Annotated in this window: 22 protein-coding genes and 1 tRNA gene; 20 read left to right on the forward strand and 3 right to left on the reverse strand. The window is 38.7% G+C overall.

The window, feature by feature from the left end; all coding sequences use genetic code 11:
* The first annotated feature begins 128 nt into the window (after positions 1-128).
* From AC106S_RS00005 to AC106S_RS00015, 3 genes are all read left to right on the forward strand, one after another.
* Complete coding sequence (locus tag AC106S_RS00005) at positions 129-998, forward strand: RHS repeat-associated core domain-containing protein (RefSeq protein WP_482438407.1); 870 nt, start codon at positions 129-131, stop codon at positions 996-998.
* Positions 973-1,470 (forward strand): DUF7336 domain-containing protein, encoded by a 498-nt coding sequence (locus AC106S_RS00010; protein ID WP_482437080.1) that lies wholly within the window; start codon positions 973-975, stop codon positions 1,468-1,470. Before AC106S_RS00005 ends, AC106S_RS00010 begins: the two co-directional genes overlap by 26 nt.
* Positions 1,471-1,572: 102 nt before the next feature.
* On the forward strand, positions 1,573-2,160 hold the full coding sequence (locus tag AC106S_RS00015; RefSeq protein ID WP_482437081.1) for a hypothetical protein: 588 nt from the start codon (positions 1,573-1,575) through the stop codon (positions 2,158-2,160).
* 121 nt (positions 2,161-2,281) lie between these two features.
* Here the strand turns inward: AC106S_RS00015 and AC106S_RS00020 are convergent, their stop codons facing one another.
* Complete coding sequence (locus AC106S_RS00020) at positions 2,282-3,079, reverse strand: AraC family transcriptional regulator (protein ID WP_482437082.1); 798 nt, start codon at positions 3,077-3,079, stop codon at positions 2,282-2,284.
* 131 nt (positions 3,080-3,210) lie between these two features.
* Between AC106S_RS00020 and AC106S_RS00025 the strand changes: the two genes are divergently transcribed.
* The 3 genes from AC106S_RS00025 to AC106S_RS00035 are packed head-to-tail and all read left to right on the forward strand — an operon-like array spanning position 3,211 to position 7,184.
* Positions 3,211-4,533, forward strand: coding sequence for a TolC family protein (locus AC106S_RS00025; RefSeq protein ID WP_482437083.1), 1,323 nt, complete (start codon positions 3,211-3,213; stop codon positions 4,531-4,533).
* A gap of 4 nt (positions 4,534-4,537) precedes the next feature.
* Complete coding sequence (locus AC106S_RS00030; RefSeq protein ID WP_482437084.1) at positions 4,538-5,602, forward strand: HlyD family secretion protein; 1,065 nt, start codon at positions 4,538-4,540, stop codon at positions 5,600-5,602.
* Complete coding sequence (locus AC106S_RS00035) at positions 5,595-7,184, forward strand: MFS transporter (protein WP_482437085.1); 1,590 nt, start codon at positions 5,595-5,597, stop codon at positions 7,182-7,184. Before AC106S_RS00030 ends, AC106S_RS00035 begins: the two co-directional genes overlap by 8 nt.
* A 238-nt stretch (positions 7,185-7,422) precedes the next feature.
* Here the strand turns inward: AC106S_RS00035 and AC106S_RS00040 are convergent.
* A tRNA-Ala gene (locus AC106S_RS00040) sits at positions 7,423-7,496 on the reverse strand.
* A gap of 557 nt (positions 7,497-8,053) precedes the next feature.
* Between AC106S_RS00040 and AC106S_RS00045 the strand changes: the two genes are divergently transcribed.
* Entirely contained in the window at positions 8,054-8,428 is a 375-nt protein-coding gene (locus AC106S_RS00045) for a hypothetical protein (protein WP_482437086.1), read from the forward strand.
* Between the two features lie 380 nt (positions 8,429-8,808).
* On the opposite strand, the gene AC106S_RS00050 is transcribed toward AC106S_RS00045, so the two are convergent.
* Positions 8,809-9,459, reverse strand: a complete 651-nt coding sequence (locus AC106S_RS00050; RefSeq protein WP_482437087.1) for a hypothetical protein — start codon at positions 9,457-9,459, stop codon at positions 8,809-8,811.
* Between the two features lie 154 nt (positions 9,460-9,613).
* On the opposite strand from AC106S_RS00050, the gene AC106S_RS00055 reads away from it, so the two are divergent.
* From AC106S_RS00055 to AC106S_RS00115, 13 genes are all read left to right on the forward strand, one after another.
* Positions 9,614-10,183 (forward strand): C40 family peptidase, encoded by a 570-nt coding sequence (locus tag AC106S_RS00055; protein ID WP_482437088.1) that lies wholly within the window; start codon positions 9,614-9,616, stop codon positions 10,181-10,183.
* 58 nt (positions 10,184-10,241) lie between these two features.
* On the forward strand, positions 10,242-10,853 hold the full coding sequence (locus AC106S_RS00060; protein ID WP_482437089.1) for a methyltransferase family protein: 612 nt from the start codon (positions 10,242-10,244) through the stop codon (positions 10,851-10,853).
* A 69-nt stretch (positions 10,854-10,922) separates the two neighbouring features.
* Entirely contained in the window at positions 10,923-11,735 is an 813-nt protein-coding gene (locus tag AC106S_RS00065) for a 2,3,4,5-tetrahydropyridine-2,6-dicarboxylate N-succinyltransferase (protein ID WP_482437090.1), read from the forward strand.
* A 125-nt stretch (positions 11,736-11,860) separates the two neighbouring features.
* The gene (locus tag AC106S_RS00070) at positions 11,861-12,958 is read left to right on the forward strand and encodes a glycosyltransferase family 4 protein (RefSeq protein WP_482437091.1); all 1,098 of its coding nucleotides are present in this window, start codon (positions 11,861-11,863) and stop codon (positions 12,956-12,958) included.
* A gap of 252 nt (positions 12,959-13,210) precedes the next feature.
* Positions 13,211-14,068: an ATP phosphoribosyltransferase gene (gene hisG, locus AC106S_RS00075; protein ID WP_482437092.1), complete on the forward strand. Its 858-nt coding sequence runs from the start codon at positions 13,211-13,213 to the stop codon at positions 14,066-14,068.
* 2 nt (positions 14,069-14,070) lie between these two features.
* Positions 14,071-15,345: a histidinol dehydrogenase gene (gene hisD, locus AC106S_RS00080; protein ID WP_482437093.1), complete on the forward strand. Its 1,275-nt coding sequence runs from the start codon at positions 14,071-14,073 to the stop codon at positions 15,343-15,345.
* A 2-nt stretch (positions 15,346-15,347) separates the two neighbouring features.
* A complete protein-coding gene (hisC, locus tag AC106S_RS00085; protein WP_482437094.1) occupies positions 15,348-16,376 on the forward strand; it encodes a histidinol-phosphate transaminase in 1,029 nt (342 codons plus the stop codon).
* Complete coding sequence (hisB, locus tag AC106S_RS00090) at positions 16,376-17,470, forward strand: bifunctional histidinol-phosphatase/imidazoleglycerol-phosphate dehydratase HisB (RefSeq protein WP_482437095.1); 1,095 nt, start codon at positions 16,376-16,378, stop codon at positions 17,468-17,470. The genes hisC and hisB overlap by 1 nt, the downstream gene beginning before the upstream one ends.
* Positions 17,467-18,045, forward strand: a complete 579-nt coding sequence (gene hisH, locus AC106S_RS00095; RefSeq protein ID WP_482437096.1) for an imidazole glycerol phosphate synthase subunit HisH — start codon at positions 17,467-17,469, stop codon at positions 18,043-18,045. Before hisB ends, hisH begins: the two co-directional genes overlap by 4 nt.
* 2 nt (positions 18,046-18,047) lie before the next feature.
* Positions 18,048-18,770, forward strand: coding sequence for a 1-(5-phosphoribosyl)-5-[(5-phosphoribosylamino)methylideneamino]imidazole-4-carboxamide isomerase (hisA, locus tag AC106S_RS00100; RefSeq protein ID WP_482437097.1), 723 nt, complete (start codon positions 18,048-18,050; stop codon positions 18,768-18,770).
* On the forward strand, positions 18,763-19,515 hold the full coding sequence (gene hisF, locus AC106S_RS00105) for an imidazole glycerol phosphate synthase subunit HisF (protein ID WP_482437098.1): 753 nt from the start codon (positions 18,763-18,765) through the stop codon (positions 19,513-19,515). Before hisA ends, hisF begins: the two co-directional genes overlap by 8 nt.
* On the forward strand, positions 19,512-20,099 hold the full coding sequence (gene hisIE / locus AC106S_RS00110) for a bifunctional phosphoribosyl-AMP cyclohydrolase/phosphoribosyl-ATP diphosphatase HisIE (RefSeq protein WP_482437099.1): 588 nt from the start codon (positions 19,512-19,514) through the stop codon (positions 20,097-20,099). Before hisF ends, hisIE begins: the two co-directional genes overlap by 4 nt.
* Before the next feature lie 84 nt (positions 20,100-20,183).
* Positions 20,184-20,726 carry a hypothetical protein gene (locus AC106S_RS00115; protein ID WP_482437100.1) on the forward strand — a complete coding sequence of 181 codons (543 nt, stop codon included), beginning with the start codon at positions 20,184-20,186 and terminating at the stop codon, positions 20,724-20,726.
* The last annotated feature ends 4 nt before the right edge of the window (positions 20,727-20,730 follow it).

Here is a 20,730-nt window from a genome sequence, read left to right on the forward strand (position 1 = left end):
GTTGTTCCATTTATCGATAAGTATGATTATATAGATATTGGAGATGCAACAAAAAGTAAGTGGGGAGTTGGTTACAGCAAAATTCTTCCTAGTTTTTTCTGTATGTAAAATTTCTTATAATACCCCATATTAGGCTCTTATACCAATATAAGTACAATGGCAAGGAGCTTCAGGAGACGGGGATGTATGATTACGGCGCTAGGTTTTATATGCCAGACTTAGGAAGATGGGGTGTGATAGATCCAAAAAGCCAATATACACATGAAGCTTACAGTTATGTGTGGAACAATCCAATTTCATTTAATGATCCAACAGGGATGCAAGGAGAATTGGCTTATCCTGATAGAGATGGCAGGAAAGATGGAGAGTTTTGGAAAGATTCAGACGGAGAGTTTTATTGGGATGCAAAAAACAATGTTTGGAAAGATTTTAATAACGGAAACTCAATAATTAGTCAGATTAATTTACTCAGAAAATCTAAAGACAGCCAAAATAATGGATATGCGACTGCTGCTACACTTGGGGCTATCAATTCAGAAAATCCTGTTGGTTGGGTTATATTAGTAGCTTTGTTAGGAAAGGTTATTTACGATCAGGCTACAAAACCTCCTTTACAGTGGCATACGACAATTGCAGACCCTGGTGCGGGATATAGGAGTATGAATTCTGAAGATGCTGCTGAGGAAGATAAAGATGTGAATGGTCAAGATGTACCAAAAGAAAGAAAAGTCCCAGTTAGCGGGAAAAGTGGAAAAGAAGCTTCTAAAGAAGTTCCATCTTGGGTTAAAGAAAAAGGAGAGGCTCCATATGTAGACGAGGATGGAAAAACTTTTTCTAAAAGAGTTTTAGATGAACATCACGGTAAAGGTCAATGGAATAAAAGTAAAGCAGATACTGGTCCAACTTCAGATTATAGTAAAATAAAAAAATGGGGAGATAGAGGGTTTGAAATAAAGAAAAAAATTAAAGAAAATGAAATATTTTATTTACGCAATTGATCATACTTATACAGATGAAATAAGCACCAGTACAAAGCTTTTAGGATTTTGTGATAGTCTCGATGGGCTTGAGAAAATAAAAAAAGAAGCACTAAAATTATCTGGATTCAATAAATATCCTAATAGTTTTATAATTAATACATACATATTAGATAAAGTACATTGGGAAAATGGATTCGACAGTTCTATGGGTGAAATTGGAAGAGATTATCTTTTAGAAAGTGATTTAATAGATGATATTTATTTATCTGTAAAGGAGTTAAATTTGGAGTCAATTTTTAGTGTTAGCCATAGCTGCACTATTAATAGATATTTAGATGATGAAAGATTTATAGGTGTCTTTTCTTCAGAAGAAATAGCTGAAAAAGCAATAGAAGAATTGAAAAAACAAAATGGATTTATTCTGCATCCCGATGATTTTGATATAAGTGAAATAGATCTTAATGATCTTCTTTGGAAATCAGGTTTTTAATTCTCCTTACAGGAATGTATGATATAAAGCGAGGGTATCAATGGCTGATTTTGGTGAAATTAGAGAATCAAAAAAAATGATTATCACAAAAAAATAAGGAAAATGAAAAAATACATACATATATTAATAATTTTTACGTTGGGTAGTGTTACAACTTATGGTCAAAAATTAAGCAAAACAGTCATTATTACTGAAAAATTAATTAAAATGTATGTTGATGATTATGTAAATTATAATGGAACTGTTGGAGTTCATATATATAATGATTCAACAAATGTGACAACTTCAACAACTTGGTTGTCAATGCAAGTTTTTCCTGAAAACTTTGAAATTTATAAAAAAACATCAAAGTATAATTGGTTTAAATATGGTAAGGCTGATATTCTGATTTTTTGTGGTTTTTTTGAAAATGAAAAATGTAATGATTTTTTTAATTTAATTACTTTTCCTAAGTTGAATTCATCAATAAATTTATTAGAGGAAGAAGCCAATAAGTTTATTTTGGATTATAAAGCACAAGCATGGCAAATTGGAATTAACAATCACGGTGTAATTGATAATATTAATGGAGATTTTATTAAATCTGAAGTAGCTAAACCGCGAAAATATAAGAGATTTCTAAACAGGTTTTCATCCTTAAAATTGTATCAATTCCGTAAAAATGGAGAAATAATGAAGATTAAAAAATAATAGGAATTCAGAAAACATCCCCTGCTGCGGAAAGTCACCCGACTTTGAGCTGACAATAAAAACCATCGCATATCAAACGGCAATTGTTTTTTATATCTTTCTTTAGAAAAACCGATATAAATTACCGTCTGTCCATAGTTTTTCTCAAATCCGAGGGCCGAGATTGGGTAAACTCATGAAAAGTATCACTGAATGAGCTGACAGAGCTGTATCCCACATCATCAGCAATTTCATTGATCGGTTTATCTGTATTTAAAAGTAACTCAATCGCTTTGATAATCCTTAATGTCTTCAGATACTGAAGAAAAGAAATATCCATATCAGCTTTGAAGAGACGTGAAAGAGTACGTTCACTCAATCCGAACCTTTCACTGATACTGGTCAGGCTGTGTTTTCCTTCTATATTCTCTTCCAGGTAAGAGACAATTTTCATCATCTGTTTGTTGTGGGTTACAGGAAGAATGATCGGTAAAGGTTGTTGATGAGTTTTGGGTAATATTTTTTTTAAAGCCACTAAAAACTCAAAATTTTCGTCGGCCTGGGTTACATGTCTTTCGTCCCAGATTTCAGTGTACTTGATCATTTGAATCAGCAGCTCGGATGCGGGGTATATTCCCAGTCTGCCAAAAAATGGATCAGACAGGTCATCATGGGCATAAAAGTATAAAGATCTCAATACCGTAGCGGAGTGCCCGATCTGCAGAATATGTTCCATGCCCTGAGGGATCCAGAAAAAATGCCTGGCGGGAACCACATAGGTGCGGTTGCCTGTGGTAATATAGGCAATACCGCCTTCCACGTAGCTCAGCTGGCCCTTTGTATGTTTGTGAAAAGGAATCAGTTTCTCGGATTTTTCGTGCATCACAAACACGCTGTCATTATGTTTGTCGATATCCGGAAGTGCTGCAATTAATCCCATAAAAATAGTTGAAAATTAAATGAACAGCAAAGATAATGATTTGGCCGGAATCATGTAAAACTTGACTATTTTAGATAAAAATAATTTCACAGGAGCCGATAAATTTGCAGTGCAATAATTCGAAAAAACAGATGAAAATCTACCTTACCGGACTGCTGATCCTTGGAAGTTCCCACGTTGCAACAGCACAGACAGGCAGTCCCGCCAAAGACACTGTACGGCTTAGTTTAAAAGAAGCATGGCAGAGAGCCGAAGACAACAGCCGCCACATCAGAATCAGAAATATAGAGACAGAAATAGCAGATGCAGAGCTGAAAGATGCCAAAAGAGAGCGCCTCCCGGAAATAGATATAAAAGGTTCCGCAGAAAAGGCTTCCAATATCCCGATCTACGAAAACGGACTGTTTTCCAAACCCACCCAGCACGAAGTGATCCACACGTTATACAGAGCCGGAGCAGATTTTTACCTCAATATCTATAACGGAAACAGGTTGAACCTGAAGATTAAAGAAGAGGGAACCCTGCAGAAAATCAGAGGAATTCAGAAAGAGCAGGCCATTTCGGATATTCACTATAAAACCGCATCACTTTATCTTGATCTTCAGAAAACCTTGATCTTCAGAGACCTTATCATACAGGATATTGCCGATCAGAAAGCACAGCTGAAAGAGATCAGATCACTGTACAAAAACGGTGTGGTGCTGAAAAGTGACCTGCTGCGGGTAGAACTGGAACTTTCACGCCGTGAAATGGCCCTTATCACCATTAAAAATGATATCCTTATTGTGACCCAGAAGCTGAATATTATTCTAGGACTTCCTGATGAACAAACCATTGTTCCTGAAGCTCCTTTTAATCAGTGGGAAGAAAATGTCTCCTATGAAGAATATGTAAAAAGAGCATTGAAACATTCCTTTGATTATCATATCTCTGAACAGCAGACCGAACTGAGCATGATAAAACTCAGACAGGTAAAAGCCAATGTAAGCCCGAAAGTTGGATTATATGGAGAATTTTATTACGCCAATCCGCAGATATTTCTCTATCCCTATAATCCGTATTGGTATTCGTTGGGAGTGGTCGGGGTAAAAGCTTCATTCTCCCTGTCTTCACTCTATCATAATCCTCAAAAGGTAAAAGCAGCCAGACTTGAATTTGAAAAAGAGGAAGAAACACACAGAGATACGGAAGACAAAGTAAGACAGCAGGTGAAAGAAGCTTATCTGAGATATGAGGAAGCTCTTGAACAGATCAGGGTAGCAGAAGCCAACGTGACCCAGGCCAAAGAAAATGCAAGAATCATTAAAAACACTTATTTCAGCCAGACCTCTCTGATAACGGATCTTCTTGATGCAGATGTCCAGCTGCTCCAGACAAAATTCGAACTGGAAGCCGCTAAAATTACAGCACAGAACAATTATTATTTATTACAGAATATCATAGGGACCTTATAGAACAATGAAAAAAAAATATACGCCCACAGACAGACTGATTACCAGAATCACAGGATGGATATCCGCCTTTATAGTAGCAGCACTTGCCGTATGGGGCATCATCAGTTTTTTTAATTTCTACAAATACGAACAGACCAATGATGCTCAGGTTCAGGAGTATGTAAACCCTGTGATTTCAAGGGCGGGCGGATTTATCGTCGATGTTAAATTTGAAGAAAACCAGGAAGTGAAAAAAGGAGATACGCTTCTGGTAATCGATAACCGTGAATACAAATTACAGCAGGAGCAGACCCAGGCTGCAATCCGGAAAGCCCGCGCAGAACTGAAAGTGTTGGAAAGCAATACCCTTACCACAGAAAAAGAAGCTGCATCTGCACAGGCCCAGGTGGAAGCCGGTAAAGCAAAAGTATGGAAGCAGGAGCTTGATTATAAACGGTATCAGGATCTTTACAATGAAGAATCTGCCACAAGGCAGCGTCTGGAAGATATCAAAGCCGGACTGGATGTCAATAAAAGCGATTATAAATCCTCACAGGATAAGTATGCGGCTTCAAAATCCAAAATCAATGATATTCAGGCTGAAAAAACAGTGGTACAGGCAGAAATTGCAAAACTGGAAGCCCTGCTGGACCGTCATAAACTGGAGGTAAGCTATACGGTAATCACTGCTCCTTACGACGGAAGGATGGGGAGAAGAACCGTGGAAGTGGGGCAGATGATTGATGCAGGAGAAACCCTCGCTTTTATCGTGAATAATGAGACCGATAAATGGGTGGTTGCCAATTATAAAGAAACCCAGATCAGGAATATGCATATTGGAGATCAGGTGAAAATCGTAGCAGATTCTTATCCGGATCAGGAATTTCAGGGAACCGTTATTTCCCTGTCTCCCGCCACAGGTTCAAGCTTTTCCCTGCTGCCACCCGATAATTCTACCGGAAATTATGTGAAAATTGTACAGCGTATTCCGGTAAGAATCAGGATAGACGGGAAGAGAAAAGATATAGAAGTGCTGAAAGTGGGAATGAACGTGAATGTGTATGCCCGGAAAAAACGTTTCAATGGTTAGAAAAGTTCCGTTTTTCAAAAAATCGATTCCCGAATGGCTTATCAAGATCATCCTTTTCCTGATGACCCTTCCCGGAATCACCATATTTTTCCTTCCGCTGGCCAATGTGAATGCGGCAGCAGGCTATTACGGCTGTGAACCTGCTGATATCCAGTTTTCAGTAGCCCTGTTTTATGCAGGATATGTAGGGTTTTACAGCCTGGAAAGGCGGTTTTTCAGTTTCCTTGCAGCAAAGGAATACTTTCTCTTATTTATGACCCTGCAGATCACTGCATGCCTGATATGTTACTGTACAAAGGAAATCTATATTCTCTTCCCGGTACGTTTTCTCCAGGGAATGCTGTTTGCCTGTAATGTTAACCTTTCACTGACGTTAATTTTTACAAGACTGAGCAGTGAAAGAGGCCGGGAGATCAGTTTCTCCGTATTTTTCGGAATTCTCCTCTGTGCTTTGCCGTTCAATAACCTGATTACGGCAGACCTCATCGACTCTTATAATTTTAATAACATCTATAAAGGAGCTATTTTCCTGTACATCCCCGGTTTTATTTTTCTGGCTGTTGCCATGAGCCATTACCGGATCAGTGCCAGATTTCCCTTATATAAACTGGATTGGGAAAGTTTTGCACTTTATAGTACAATACTGGTGCTTATAGCATATATTACGATTTTCGGACAGGAATATTACTGGCTGGAAGATAGGCGCATTTCAGGAAGTGTAATGGCAATTTTTGTTCTGTCTGTCCTGTCGGTATTCAGGCAGAAAGCAATGAAAAGACCCTATATTGATCTGCGTGTTTTCAGGTACAGGAATTTCAGAGTTGGGCTGGTGGTCCTTTTTGTAATGTATATTTGCCGTTTTGCCTCAGGAATTACCAATAATTATTTTATTTCTGCACTTCATTTCGATCCGTTTCATCTTTCCTATATCAATATCTTTAATATTCTCGGGCTTGTTACAGGGGTAATTATCGCATGCTGTATGGTGCTCCAGAAGAAGAGTATACGGTATATCTGGGGACCGGGCTTTCTGCTGCTGCTGGTATTCCATGCCGTGATGTATTTCTCATTTGATGTGCAGGCGGATGAGTTCAATTACTATATTCCTTTGTTTATTCAGGGGCTGGGAGTGGGGCTGATTATGGTTCCTACTATCATTTTCATTATTTCTTCGGTTCCTGCATCCATTGGACCTTCCGCAGCTGCCACGGCACTTGCCGTAAGGTATCTGGGATTTTGTGCAAGCATCGCCCTGATCAACTTTTTTGAACTTTTTGAAAAGAGCAGACACTACAATGCTTTTCAGGACCATTTGAGTGCAATAGATCCGGCCGTGAAAGACTTCATTCATACCCAGGCAGCAAAGCTCAACAGAAAAGGAATGCCCGAAGACCATGCGTTGAAAGGAGCAGATAAACTGCTGGCGGCAAGAATGAATGTACAGAACCAGGTCCGCTTTGCCATGGATTATTATGAAATGATGGTCTGGATTCTTTTCGTATCTCTGCTATTGATTCTTCTTTTTCCTTATCTGAACCGTACGGCATTGTATCTGAAATCAAAACGTCTGTCTCCAGCTTAAATTATTAATCGTTTAAAGTCAGTAACTTCAGAATGCAGCTTAGAGGGGTGAAAGACAGAGAATTTTTCCTCTTCAGATTAAGCAGACTTTTTGCTTAGTCCACAACTTTTGCGCCTAATCCCTTGATCCTTGATCTCAGTTAAGTAGATTATAGTCAAAAAAAATCCTGCATATTCAAAAGAATTGCAGGATTAATCAGCTTTTAATGTATTTTGAAAAAAATTTCAATGATACTCTGTGGAGAATACGGGATTCGAACCCGTGACCTTTTGACTGCCAGTCAAACGCGCTAGCCAACTGCGCCAATCCCCCATGTTTTAAGCGCTACAAAAGTAAGTATTTAAACGATATATACAAATATTTTATCCTATTATTTTCTAAAAAAATAAATATCTAATGGTTTTAAGAGTCTAATCGTTTGTATAACAGCTTTCTATATTTTTTATGCTTTTTATAATAATATTTATGTTATAGAAAGCTTACAAGATAGGGGCTATCGGCTAGTATTTCACGTCTGCTTATTCGAATCACTTCGTTGATTCTCTTCTTTGCTTCCTAAAATCAACAGTGATTTTCCTCTTTTATCTCCTTAAAAATCCATATAACATATATCAGAATAATTCAAATTTTTTGAAGGATCCATATTATTCGATTTAAATGAAGTACATCCCCTTCTATTTGAAAAATATTTGTATTTTAGCCAAAATATGCTGCTTATTCATAAAAATATAAACAGCCGGTTAAAATTCAGATAATCTGAATGAAAAATTTAGTAGATTTGCACGACATTAAACAATAATAAACATATTAATTCTGTTCTCTGTAAAGAAAACAATCCAATTTGATTAGGGTATAAAACTATTAGAACTATGAAGAAACTTTTTTTACTTCTTTTGACAGCTTTTTTATTTATCGGATGCAGCTCTGACGATGATACCATTTATGATTTTATCGGAACATGGTCAGGGAAATATGACGGTAATGACAAGGGAACCTGGAACTTTGTGGTAGCAAGTGACGGTAAAGTATCCGGAACAATGCATTCTGAAGTAAATAATGAAAACTATAACATTTCAGGACGTCTTACAGACACCGGAGATCTTACCGCTGTGGTGGGTCTTCCTTCGGATGGAGAATTCAGGGGAGCGCTCACAAGAGAAGGTCAGGGAAACGGAAGCTGGTCAAATTCACTTCCCACTCCTATAAGAACCGGAACATGGTCAGGAGAAAAGAAAAAACAATAAAAATATAAAGTCTGCAGATTAACCTGCGGACTTTTTTATTTCTGATATTTTATATCAGACAAAGATCACAAAACCTTAATTCCACAATGGAAAACAGAATGAATCAATCTACCTGATTTATTAACCCGGAAAACTGTAATACTAAAAAAATGTAAAACTGCAAGGTTAACCAATGCAAAACCTCTGTAAAAACAGAGAGTCCCGAAGGGACGATTCAGCCCAGGATAGGAAAAATTCCTATCTTCCCGAAGGGACGATTTAGCCCAGGATAGGAAAAATTCCTATCCTCCCAACAGAACGATTTAATTCCAAAACAGGAAAAATTCCGATGTAAAAATTAATATGATCCATTTCTGATGATAAAGCCAATAATATCAAACCTACACAAATCCCATCCCTAAAATATCTCCATCATTATTCTTTATAACAAGGAAATAGAGCAGAAGACCTCCATCCGGAAAATGATTCTTAAAATTAACTTCCTCTTCTTCAGCAGGAACAGCGTGTTCTTCAAAAAAAGCAGCTGTGTAGCCTTCAAAATCCGGTTTTATAGTAATTAGTGTTACCTGATGAATCCCGGATTCTTTATGTAGGGAAAGGGTGATCTTATGGCGAGTGGCCGTAATCTTTATTTCAGTACTGATAATCGCTTTACTTCCAAACTGAAAAGCTCTTAACTGATCTTTCCCTTTTTCCGTAGACAGTCCATAGACTACACTTCTTTTTCCTCTTTCCGAAACGGTATCCATATCCTTTATATCCGTCATGAGCCTTGCAAAACGCTGATAGAGCAGGGGATCACCGGCTTCTTTAATGTATCCGTTAATACAGCTCCGGATAAGCTTCCCGGCTTTGGAGCAATGGCCGAATTCAGAACTGTTTTGGCGTACTTTTTCGTATGAAGGACTTTTTTTAAAAGCTTTTTTATTGAATCCGCTTTTCTTACGGACCACATTTTTTCCGTTCAGGCTGTAAAATACCAGATCGCCCACACTTCCTGTGATCTTTATTAAACTTTCATACGTTGCCATATTGTATTAATTGGACTCAAATATAGCAATAAATATATAAAATATTAATTTTAACATATATTTATAATAGAGTTGTAGTATAGTTGTTATATAATTAAAAGATAAAAATGTATATTTGTGCATATTTTGTTACTTCATTTAAAATCAGATGACTATGGTACCGGGATTATTTGAAAACTTAAGATTAAAAAAGCTTTCGGTCTTGTTGATTGCTTCTGTTGTCGTTGTTTCATGTGGGGCCTCAAAAACAGCTTCCTCAAAGAAAAATACAGGTTCTAAAACAGTAACCAGAACCGAGAACCTCAGAAAACTTGACTCAAAATTTGACGGAAAAGTATCCAGATCCATCAGTGATGTCCTGAAAGATGCTGAAAAATATATCGGAACTCCTTATAAATTCGGAGGAAATTCCTCCTCAGGCTTCGATTGTTCCGGATTTACGGTAAAAGTGTTTGGTGAAAACGATTTTTCCCTTCCCCGGAGATCATCCGATCAGGCCGAAGCCGGGCAGAAAATCGATATTAAAGAAGTAAAACCCGGAGATCTGTTATTCTTCGCAACAGCAGGTGGAAGCAGGGTTTCTCACGTAGGTATTGTTCATGATATAGGCACTGACGGAGAGGTGAAATTTATTCACGCTTCCACATCAAAAGGAGTGATTATTTCATCACTCAACGAGAAATACTGGAACAAAGCCTATCTTCACGCCCAAAGAGTTCTTTAAATATTTGCAATAGAATTGCGTTGAACAGATTCCGAAATTTGTCATAAAAATAATAACAATGACAGATTTTATCAGATTCTTTGCTCCTCTTTACTTTATAGTCTTTTTTGCCATTGCCTTTCTGGGAACCAGCATGATGGTATATAAAAGAACAGGCAGAAATCCGGATGTGCTTCCCGGCGACAGCTCTGCTTACGGACTGATCGGCCGTTATTTCAAAATAATCCTGATAACACTTTTTGTCTATACACTTTTTATACTCTTATTTCCGGGAAAAACGCTGCCGGCTTTTAAAATCCGGTTTTTAGATCATTCTGGTTTCAGATATTCCGGGATACTGATGATGATATCCGCTTTTATCTGGGTTATAACAGCACAAATACAAATGAAGGATTCATGGAGGATTGGGATAGATCATACAACAAAAACAAAACTCATAGTTACCGGCTTATTCCGAATTTCAAGAAACCCTGTTTTTCTTGGAATGACCGTTGCTCTTATCGGTTTCTTATTCCTGGTACCCACAGTTATTTCATTTACATTTTTACTTTCAGGACACATGCTGATGCAGATTCAGATCAGACTGGAAGAAGAACATTTACTGCAGCAGCACGGAACGGATTATCTGAATTATAAAAAGACAGCAGGCCGTATGTTGCGTTTTCATTAAAAGCAGCAGGAACAAACAGTTTTGATGAACTTTTTTGTATCTTTGACCGGTATAATTTAAACAAGAAACATGTCGTTACAACAAACAATTGAAAACATTTGGGATAACAGAGATTTATTACAGAATGAAGACAGCCGGAAGGCGATAAGAGAAGTAATCTCCTTACTGGATTCCGGTGAACTTCGTGTTGCTGAACCTGTGGAAAACGGATGGCAGGTAAATGAGTGGGTGAAGAAAGCCGTAGTAATGTATTTCCCGATTCAGAAAATGGAAACTATTGAGGTAGGTCCGTTTGAATTTCATGACAAAATTCCTTTGAAGAAAAACTATGCTGAAAAAGGAGTGAGAGTTGTACCGCATGCCATCGCAAGAGAAGGATCTTTCGTAGCTTCAGGAGTGATCATGATGCCGTCTTATGTAAATATCGGCGCTTATGTAGATTCAGGAACTATGGTAGATACATGGGCAACGGTTGGAAGCTGCGCACAGATCGGGAAAAATGTACACCTAAGCGGAGGTGTTGGAATCGGTGGAGTACTGGAACCGCTTCAGGCCGCTCCGGTAATCATTGAAGACGACTGCTTTATCGGTTCAAGATGTATCGTGGTAGAGGGAGTTCACGTAGAAAAAGAGGCTGTATTGGGTGCCAATGTAGTACTGACAGCTTCAACAAAAATTATCGACGTAACAGGAAGTGAGCCCGTAGAAATCAAAGGAAGAGTACCTGCCCGTTCCGTAGTAATTCCGGGAAGCTATACAAAACAGTATCCGGCTGGTGAATACCAGGTTCCATGTGCCCTGATCATTGGTCAGAGAAAAGAATCTACCGATAAAAAGACATCTCTGAACGATGCTTTAAGAGATAATAATGTAGCTGTATAAGCTATATTGATCTAAATTTTGAAGATTAATTCTTAAAATACATATTAAAAACCCTGAATATACATTTAGGGTTTATTTTATTGATACCTTTGAAAGGTTAAAAAAGCTTATTGAAAAACATGAACATGAAAATTGCCTTCGATGCAAAACGTTTTTTTCATAATACGTCCGGATTGGGCAATTATTCACGGGACCTGGTAAGGATTCTGTCTCAGTATTATCCTGAAAATGAATACCTACTGCTGAATAAAAATACTTCAGAACGGGGAAAAGATATTCTGGAAAGATCTGATGTGCGATTTGTGGAAACCTCAAAAGGAAAATTCTCCCGTCAGTTTAAAATGGGTAAAGATGCCCAGAAACAGGGTGCGGATATTTTCCACGGGCTTTCCGGTGAACTGCCCCTGAAATGGGATAAAAAACCGATCATAAAAATCGTCACCATCCATGATCTGATCTTCATGAGATATCCGCAGTATTATTCCTTTTTTGACAGGAAGATCCATATCTGGAAATTCAGAAAAGCAGCTGAAACAGCAGATAGGATCATTGCCATTTCAGAACAGACCAAAAGAGATATTATCCATTACCTGAAAGTTCCTGAAACAAAGATCGAAGTGATCTACCAGGGATGTCACAAAGCATTCAAAGAACAGCAGACTGAAGAGCAGATCCATGCTGTAAAAGATAAATTCAGGCTTCCGGCACGTTTCATTCTGAATGTAGGAACCATAGAAGACCGCAAAAACCTTCTGAATATCGTTAAAGCCATTCAGGGAACGGAAATACCGCTTGTTGTAGTAGGCAGAAAAACCAATTACTATAAAAAAGTAGCCGATTTCATCCGGAAAAATAAAATGGAAAAACAGGTCCATTTCCTTGAAGGGGTTTCTATGGATGAGCTGGCCGTTATCTACAAACTGGCTGATATTTTTGTATATCCAAGTTTCTTTGAAGGCTTCGGAATCCCGGTTATAGAAGCGCTTTTCTCAAAAACGGTTACGATAACAAGCAACATAAGCTGCCTTCCCGAAGCAGGAGGAAAAGACTCGGTTTACGTAGATCCCGGAAACTATCTGGACCTTAAAGCCAAAATACGGTTCCTCTGGGATAATGAATCCGAAAGAAAACGCCGTGCAGAAAAGAGTTTCGAGTTTGTACAGAAATTCAATGATGAACCCATTGCCGCTCAGCTGATGGATCTTTATAAAAAATTAATGTAAAAAAACTTTGCATTTTAAAAATAAATCCTACATTTGTACCACAATTCAAAACAATGAAACCGAATTTTTTAACAGTACATCATTACTACTATCATCTCTGCAAAGACGGAATTGATTAGTATGTACCTACGTTAAAAATCAAAATAATTAAAAACCGTCTGAGTAAATAGACGGTTTTTTTGTTTCCTGAATACTCCTTCTTAGAAACTTACAACAGATCAGTTTTATTTGCTCAGATTCAAAAAGAATACAATGAGTAAATTAAAAATTGCAGTTCAGAAAAGCGGCCGGCTGTACGAAGAATCATTACAGCTCCTGAAAGATTGCGGAATCTATATCAACAATGGAAAAGACCAGCTTAAAGTATCCGTAGATAATTTTCCGATGGAGATCCTCTATCTCAGAAACTCCGATATTCCGCAGTATCTGGAAGATGGAGTGGTGGATATTGCTATTGTAGGCGAAAATCTTTTGGCAGAAAAACAGAAAAATATCAGGATTGTCCAGAAACTCGGATTTTCCAAATGCAGGGTTTCCCTTGCAGTTCCGAAAGATATAGAAACAGATGATCCTTCTTATTTCCAGAATAAAAAAATAGCCACTTCCTATCCCAATACCCTGAAAAGTTATCTCGATAAAAACGGGATCAGTTCAGAAATTCACATCATTTCAGGATCAGTGGAAATAGCCCCGAATATAGGCCTGGCAGATGGGATCTGCGATATTGTAAGCTCCGGAAGCACACTCTTCAAAAACGGATTGAGAGAAACGGTAACCCTTCTGAAATCAGAAGCTGTTCTCGCAAAAACCTCAGAACTCAATGAGGAAAAAGAAGCTGTTCTGCAAAAATTTCTGTTCAGAATCAAAGCTGTTTTAAAAGCTAAAAATTCAAAATATATTCTCATGAACGTTCCCGATGAAAAAATTAAGGATATTGCTTCCGTACTCCCGGTATTGAAAAGTCCCACTGTTATTCCGCTGGCAGAAAAAGGATGGAGCAGTATCCATTCCGTGATTGATGAAGAAAGATTCTGGGAGGTCATCGATGAGCTGAAACAAAACGGAGCCCAGGACATATTAATAATTCCAATCGATAAAATGGTGATATAAAAATGAAAATATACCGATATCCAGAAAGAAAAACATGGCCGGACCTTAAACGTCCTGTCATCGAACGGGAAGAGATTTCCGGACTTATCGCTGAAATATTTGAAGCCGTTGAACAGAACGGAGACAAAGCACTTATTAAATTCAATAAAAAGTTTGATAAAGCCGTAACATCTCAAATTACAGTCACAGAATCTGAAATTGAAACGGCCATCAGACAGATGAGTGAAGATCTGAAAAAAGCGATCAGCCAGGCAAAAGATAACATTTCAAAATTCCATGCCTCACAGAAAGAGAAGACGGAAGTAATAGAAACAATGAAAGGAGTAACCTGCTGGAGAGAAAGCAGAGCCATAGAAAAGGTGGGAATCTACATCCCCGGAGGAACAGCACCTTTATTCTCAACCGTTCTGATGCTGGCCATCCCCGCGAATCTGGCGGGCTGCCGGGAAATCGTTCTTTGTACGCCACCGGATCAGAACGGATGTATCAATCCTGCAATTTTATACACGGCACAGCTTTGCGGAATTTCAGAAATCTATAAAACAGGCGGAGCACAGGCAATAGCTGCCATGACTTTAGGAACAGAAAGTATTCCAAAGGTTTACAAGATTTTCGGTCCCGGAAACCAGTTTGTCGTTGCAGGAAAAGAATATGCCCAGCGTTTCGGTGTTGCAGTGGATATGCCGGCAGGGCCAAGTGAAGTCCTGGTCATAGCAGACCGTAGCGCAAATCCTGAATTTTGTGCCGCAGATCTTCTTTCCCAGGCAGAACACGGAAGTGACAGCCAGGTCGTCTTTATCACCACAGATTTTGAAGTCTTTAATAAAACAATAGAAGCTGTTGAAACGCAGCTTAAGAAGCTCCCCAGAAATGAAATGGCAGGCCAGGCATTACAGAACAGTTGTTTTATCCTGACAGAAAATCTTGAAAATGCCATTGAATTCAGCAATCTGTACGCTCCGGAACACCTTATTCTGGCTGTGGAAGACTTTGAAAAATATATTCCACTGGTACAAAATGCAGGTTCTGTTTTTCTGGGTAATTATTCCTGTGAAAGTGCAGGAGATTACGCCAGCGGAACCAATCACACCCTGCCGACCAATGCTTTTGCAAAGAATTACAGCGGTGTTTCACTGGATAGTTTTGTTAAAAAGATCACTTTCCAGCACCTGACTAAGAAAGGCCTTCAGAACATCGGAAAAACAATAGAAATAATGGCAGAAGCGGAAGGACTTTTTGCCCACAGAAATGCAGTATCCATCAGATTAAAACAATAAAAATGAAAGAATTCAACCTCAATAGTTTGGTAAGAAAAAATATTACAGCTTTACAGCCCTATATCAGTTTCAGGGATCATAATGAATTTAACGCTCCGGTAATGCTGGATGCCAATGAATGCCCTTTCGGTGAATTCAACAGGTATCCGGATTCAACCCAGAAAAAACTTAAAAATAAACTGGCAGAAATAAAAGACGTAAAACCTTCACAAATAGCGATAGGGAACGGAAGTGACGAACTGATCGATCTGATCATCAAAGTATTCTGTGAACCTAAAAAAGATGCCATTCTCATGATGAATCCGTCTTTTGCGATGTATGGTTTTTATGCGGCCGTCAATGAAAATAAAGTCCTGAAGCTGGACCTTGATGAAAATTTTGAAATAATAAAAGAGGAATTTTTAAAAAAGAACAGGGAAACAGACCTTAAAATTTTCTTTCTGTGTTCTCCTAATAATCCAACAGGAAACAGCGTGGAAGATATTGAATTTTTTGTACGGAATTTTGATGGAATTGTGGTTATTGATGAAGCCTATATCGAATTTTCCGGGAAAAGATCAGGAATAGAACTGCTTTCACAATATCCTAACCTGATCATTCTTCAGACCTTCTCAAAAGCCTGGGGAACAGCCGCGGCGAGGGTAGGTGCGGCCTATGCTTCAGAAGAGATCATCCGGTTGATCAACACGGTAAAAGCGCCGTATAATGTGAATACCCTGAGCCAGGAATTGATTCTGAATCTTTTGGATAATGGAAACAGACTTAAAGAAAATGTCGAAAATACCCTTCAGGAAAGAGAATGGCTCATCAGTCAGTTTGAAAATATGGAATGCATTGAAAAGGTTTTCCCTACCGATGCCAACTTCTTCCTGATTAAGATGAGAAATGCTGAAAAGGTATATGAAAGAATGCTTACAGAAGAAATTCTGACCAGTAAAAGAGCGCCCGCTATTCCTGAATGCATCAGAATTAATGTAGGAAGTCGTAAAGAAAACGAAAAATTAATCAACACACTGAAAAATATCAGCTGATGAAAAAAGTCCTTTTTATAGACCGCGACGGCACGCTCATCATTGAACCTCCGGAAGATTTCCAGGTCGATTCTCTGGACAAACTGGAGTTTTATCCCGGCGTATTTCAGAGTCTTTCAAAAATCGCCAGAGAACTTGACTACGAGCTGGTGATGGTTACCAACCAGGATGGCCTGGGAACAGACAGCTTTCCTTATGAGAATTTTATAAAACCTCACGAAAAGATGCTTAGGGCATTTGAAAATGAAGGCATTATTTTCAGTGATATTCTGATCGACAGCAGTTTTGAACATGAAAATAAACCTACCCGGAAACCCGGAACAGCCATGCTCGGAAAGTATACATACGGACAGTACGATCTGGAAAATTCCTATGTGATCGGAGACCGGATTACAGATGTTCAACTGGCTGAAAATATGGGGTCTAAAGCTGTTTTTATCAATGAAAGTTTTAATGATGAAGCTGCGCTCACTACCACGAAATGGGAGGAGATTTACAGCTTTTTAAAGAAGGGTTCCAGAACAGCCAAAGTTCACAGAAAAACCAATGAAACCGATATAGAAATAGAAATAAACCTCGACGGAAAAGGCGTATCGGAAATTTCAACAGGACTGCACTTTTTTGATCATATGCTGGAGCAGATAGCCAGACACGGAGGTCTTGATCTGAAAATTAAAGCCGTTGGAGATTTGGAAATTGATGAGCATCACACCATCGAAGATACAGGAATTGCTTTGGGGGAAGCATTTTTAAAAGCTTTGGGAAGCAAAAAAGGAATTGAAAGATATGGATTTCTCCTTCCGATGGATGACTGCCTGGCGCAGGCGGCAATAGATTTCGGAGGAAGACCGTGGCTGGTATGGGAAGCTGAATTTAAAAGAGAAAAAATAGGAGATGTGCCCACTGAAATGTTCTTTCACTTTTTCAAATCATTTACAGACTCTTCCAGATCCAACCTGAACCTTAAAGCAGAAGGAAATAATGAGCATCACAAAATAGAAGCCTTATTCAAAGCATTTGCAAAAGCCCTGAAAATGGCAGTAAGACAGTCCGATGACACTTATAATTTACCCTCAACCAAAGGAAGCCTATGATTGCGATAATTAAATACAACGGCGGAAATGTAAGTTCCGTTCAGAATGCATTATTCCAGCTGAATACAGAATCCGTAGTAACGGATGATCCTGAACTTATCCTGCAGGCAGATAAAGTTATTTTTCCAGGCGTAGGAGAGGCTTCATCTACCATGAAAAATCTCAGAGAAAAAGGTCTTGATGTGCTGATCCCCGCTTTGAAACAGCCCGTTTTGGGAATCTGCCTGGGCATGCAGCTGATGTGTGCTGCGAACGAAGAAGGAGAGACAGAAGGAATGGGAATATTTGATATTCAGGTGAAAAGGTTTCCGCCCGAAGATCTCGTTCCTCATATGGGCTGGAATACAGTTTCCGATACAGCATCACGTCTTTTTGCAGGGGTTAATGACAGCAGCGACGTTTATTTTGTACACAGTTATTATTGTGGGCTGTCAGAGTTTACAGCCGCAAAATGTAATTATATCCGGCCTTTCAGTGCAGCTTTGCAGAAAGACAATTTTTATGCTGTTCAGTTTCACCCGGAGAAATCAGGGTCTGTTGGACGGAAGATATTAAGTAATTTTTTAACCCTTTAAAAATGAAAATCATACCGGCTATTGATATTATTGACGGAAAATGTGTGCGGCTGTCAAAAGGAGATTACAGCACCAAAAAAATATACCGTGAAGATCCTGTGGAAACCGCTAAGGAATTTGAAAATTACGGAATACGGTTCCTTCACCTCGTGGATCTTGATGGTGCCAGATCCAGACATATTGTCAATCAGAAAGTACTGGAAAATATAGCAAAAGAAACCTCGCTGCATATTGATTTCGGAGGCGGATTGAAAACGCAGAAAGATATAGAAACCGCTTTTGATTCGGGAGCGCAGCAGGTTACGCTTGGAAGTATAGCAGTTCAGAATCCTGAGTTCAGCCTTGAAATGATCCGAAAATACGGAAGTGAAAAGATCATTTTAGGCGCAGACTGCCACCACCGGAAAATAAAGATCTCCGGCTGGCAGGAAGAAAGCGGAGAAGATATCATTGATTTTCTCCTGCGGTATCAGGAACTGGGAATTCAGCAGGTCATCTGTACCGATATTGCTAAAGACGGAATGCTGGAAGGCCCTTCAGGAGAACTTTATAAAGAAATCCTCACAAAGACCTCGGTAAGTCTTACCGCAAGCGGAGGAATTTCGTGTATGGAAGACCTGTATGCCATGAAGGAGATCGGATGTTCAGGAACCATTATCGGTAAGGCTCTTTATGAAGGAAAAATACCATTAACAGAACTTCAGAAACTGATTGAAAATGCTTAAAAAAAGAATTATTCCATGTCTGGATATTAAAGACGGAACCACCGTAAAAGGAATCAATTTTGAAGGACTCAGGAATGCCGGAGATCCGGTAGAGCTGGCTTTAAAATACGAACAGGACGGTGCTGATGAACTGGTTTTCCTGGATATTACAGCAACCATAGAGAACCGGAAAACGTTTGCAGACCTTGTAAAAGATATTGCTAAACAGTTGAGTATTCCTTTTACGGTAGGAGGTGGGATTTCCTCTGTGGAAGATGTCAGAAAGCTTCTGGAAGCCGGCGCAGATAAGATCAGCATCAATTCTTCAGCGGTGAAAGATCCGCAGCTTATTTACAGCCTGGCAAAAGAATTTGGGAGTCAGTGTATTGTGGTAGCGGTTGATACCCGGTTTACCAGCGGTAAAGATCTGGTCTATACCAACGGCGGACGTATAGCTACCCGTCTGGACACCGTGGAATGGGCTAAAGAAGCTGAATCTTTGGGAGCGGGGGAAATCCTGCTGACTTCTATGGACGGAGACGGAACAAAAGCCGGATTTGACCTCCGGATTACCCGTCTTGTATCAGAAAATGTGCAGATACCTGTCATTGCATCCGGAGGAGCCGGAAAAGCCGAAGATTTTGTTCATGTCTTTCAGGAAACAAGAGCCACAGGTGCACTGGCAGCCAGTATCTTCCACTTCAATGAAATTCCGGTATCCGGATTAAAACAAATATTAAAATCCCAAAAAATTGCAGTACGATGAAAACTGATTTCGATAAGGGAAACGGCCTTGTGCCCGTTGTTATCCAGGACAGCAGAACACTTCAGGTGCTTATGCTCGGCTATATGAATGAAGAAGCATTTGAAAAAACAAAGAGAGAAGGGAAAGTCACATTTTTCAGCCGTTCCAAAAACAGACTCTGGACCAAAGGAGAAGAGTCCGGAAATTTCCTGAAAGTGGAAAGCATGCATACAGATTGTGACCAGGATACCATTCTGATTAAAGCGGTTCCAAAAGGCCCGGTCTGTCACACGGGAAGTTTCAGCTGCTTTGGTGAAAAAAAATCAAAAGGATTCCTGTATGAACTGGAAGCTAAAATCTCTGATAAAATTGATAGTCAGGAAGATGGTTCATACACCTATTCTCTTTATCAGAAGGGCATTAATAAAGTCGCTCAGAAAGTAGGAGAGGAAGCCGTAGAACTGGTTATTGAAGCCAAAGATAATAATCAGGATTTATTCAAAAACGAGGCGGCCGATCTTCTGTATCATTTTCTGATTTTACTCAAAGCTAAAGGATATACTCTGGAAGAAATTGAAGAAGTGCTTCAGGGCAGAAACAGATAGGCGGAAATCTTTGTTCTTTGTGCTGTATAAATAACTGAAAACAGGTATATTTACAGTATATATGAGTTTAAAACTAATAGCCCAATGTATAAATTTCTTGTTACCCTAACGCTTTTTACGCTTATATGTTCTTGTGAGAAGAACAGAAACCCGGCCTTCAAAACAGAAAAAATAGGCAATGTAAGCTTTAAAATACCATCATCTTTTTCTTTGGTTAAAGCAAAAAGTACAGATACAGAGGTTTATGACATTGTTTCAGGTAAAAAAATAATAGGCTCCGTTTACAGAGGTGTTTATTATAAACCTTTTGTTGAAGAATATTCGCTTACTCCCGAAAAAGAAATATATGATAAAGTGAAGTCTGAAGAGACCACCATTTATTATTCCCGGAATTTTGAACAGGATTATAAAAACGGTATTTACAATGATAATTACTATTATTACGATACCATCAATAAAAATATAGCGCAGGTGATGCTGCCTAAAAAAGAAAAAAAGGGGGCAATAGGAATTTATCTTGACAGCATAAACAGCCATAAAAGTAAGTTTGCCATCATAAGCAATGATCTGAGTGAGACGAATAAAAAAATATTTTTAGAGATTTTTAAAACAATAGAAGTGAAATAATAGT

Source organism: Chryseobacterium sp. FR054, from assembly GCF_056844565.1.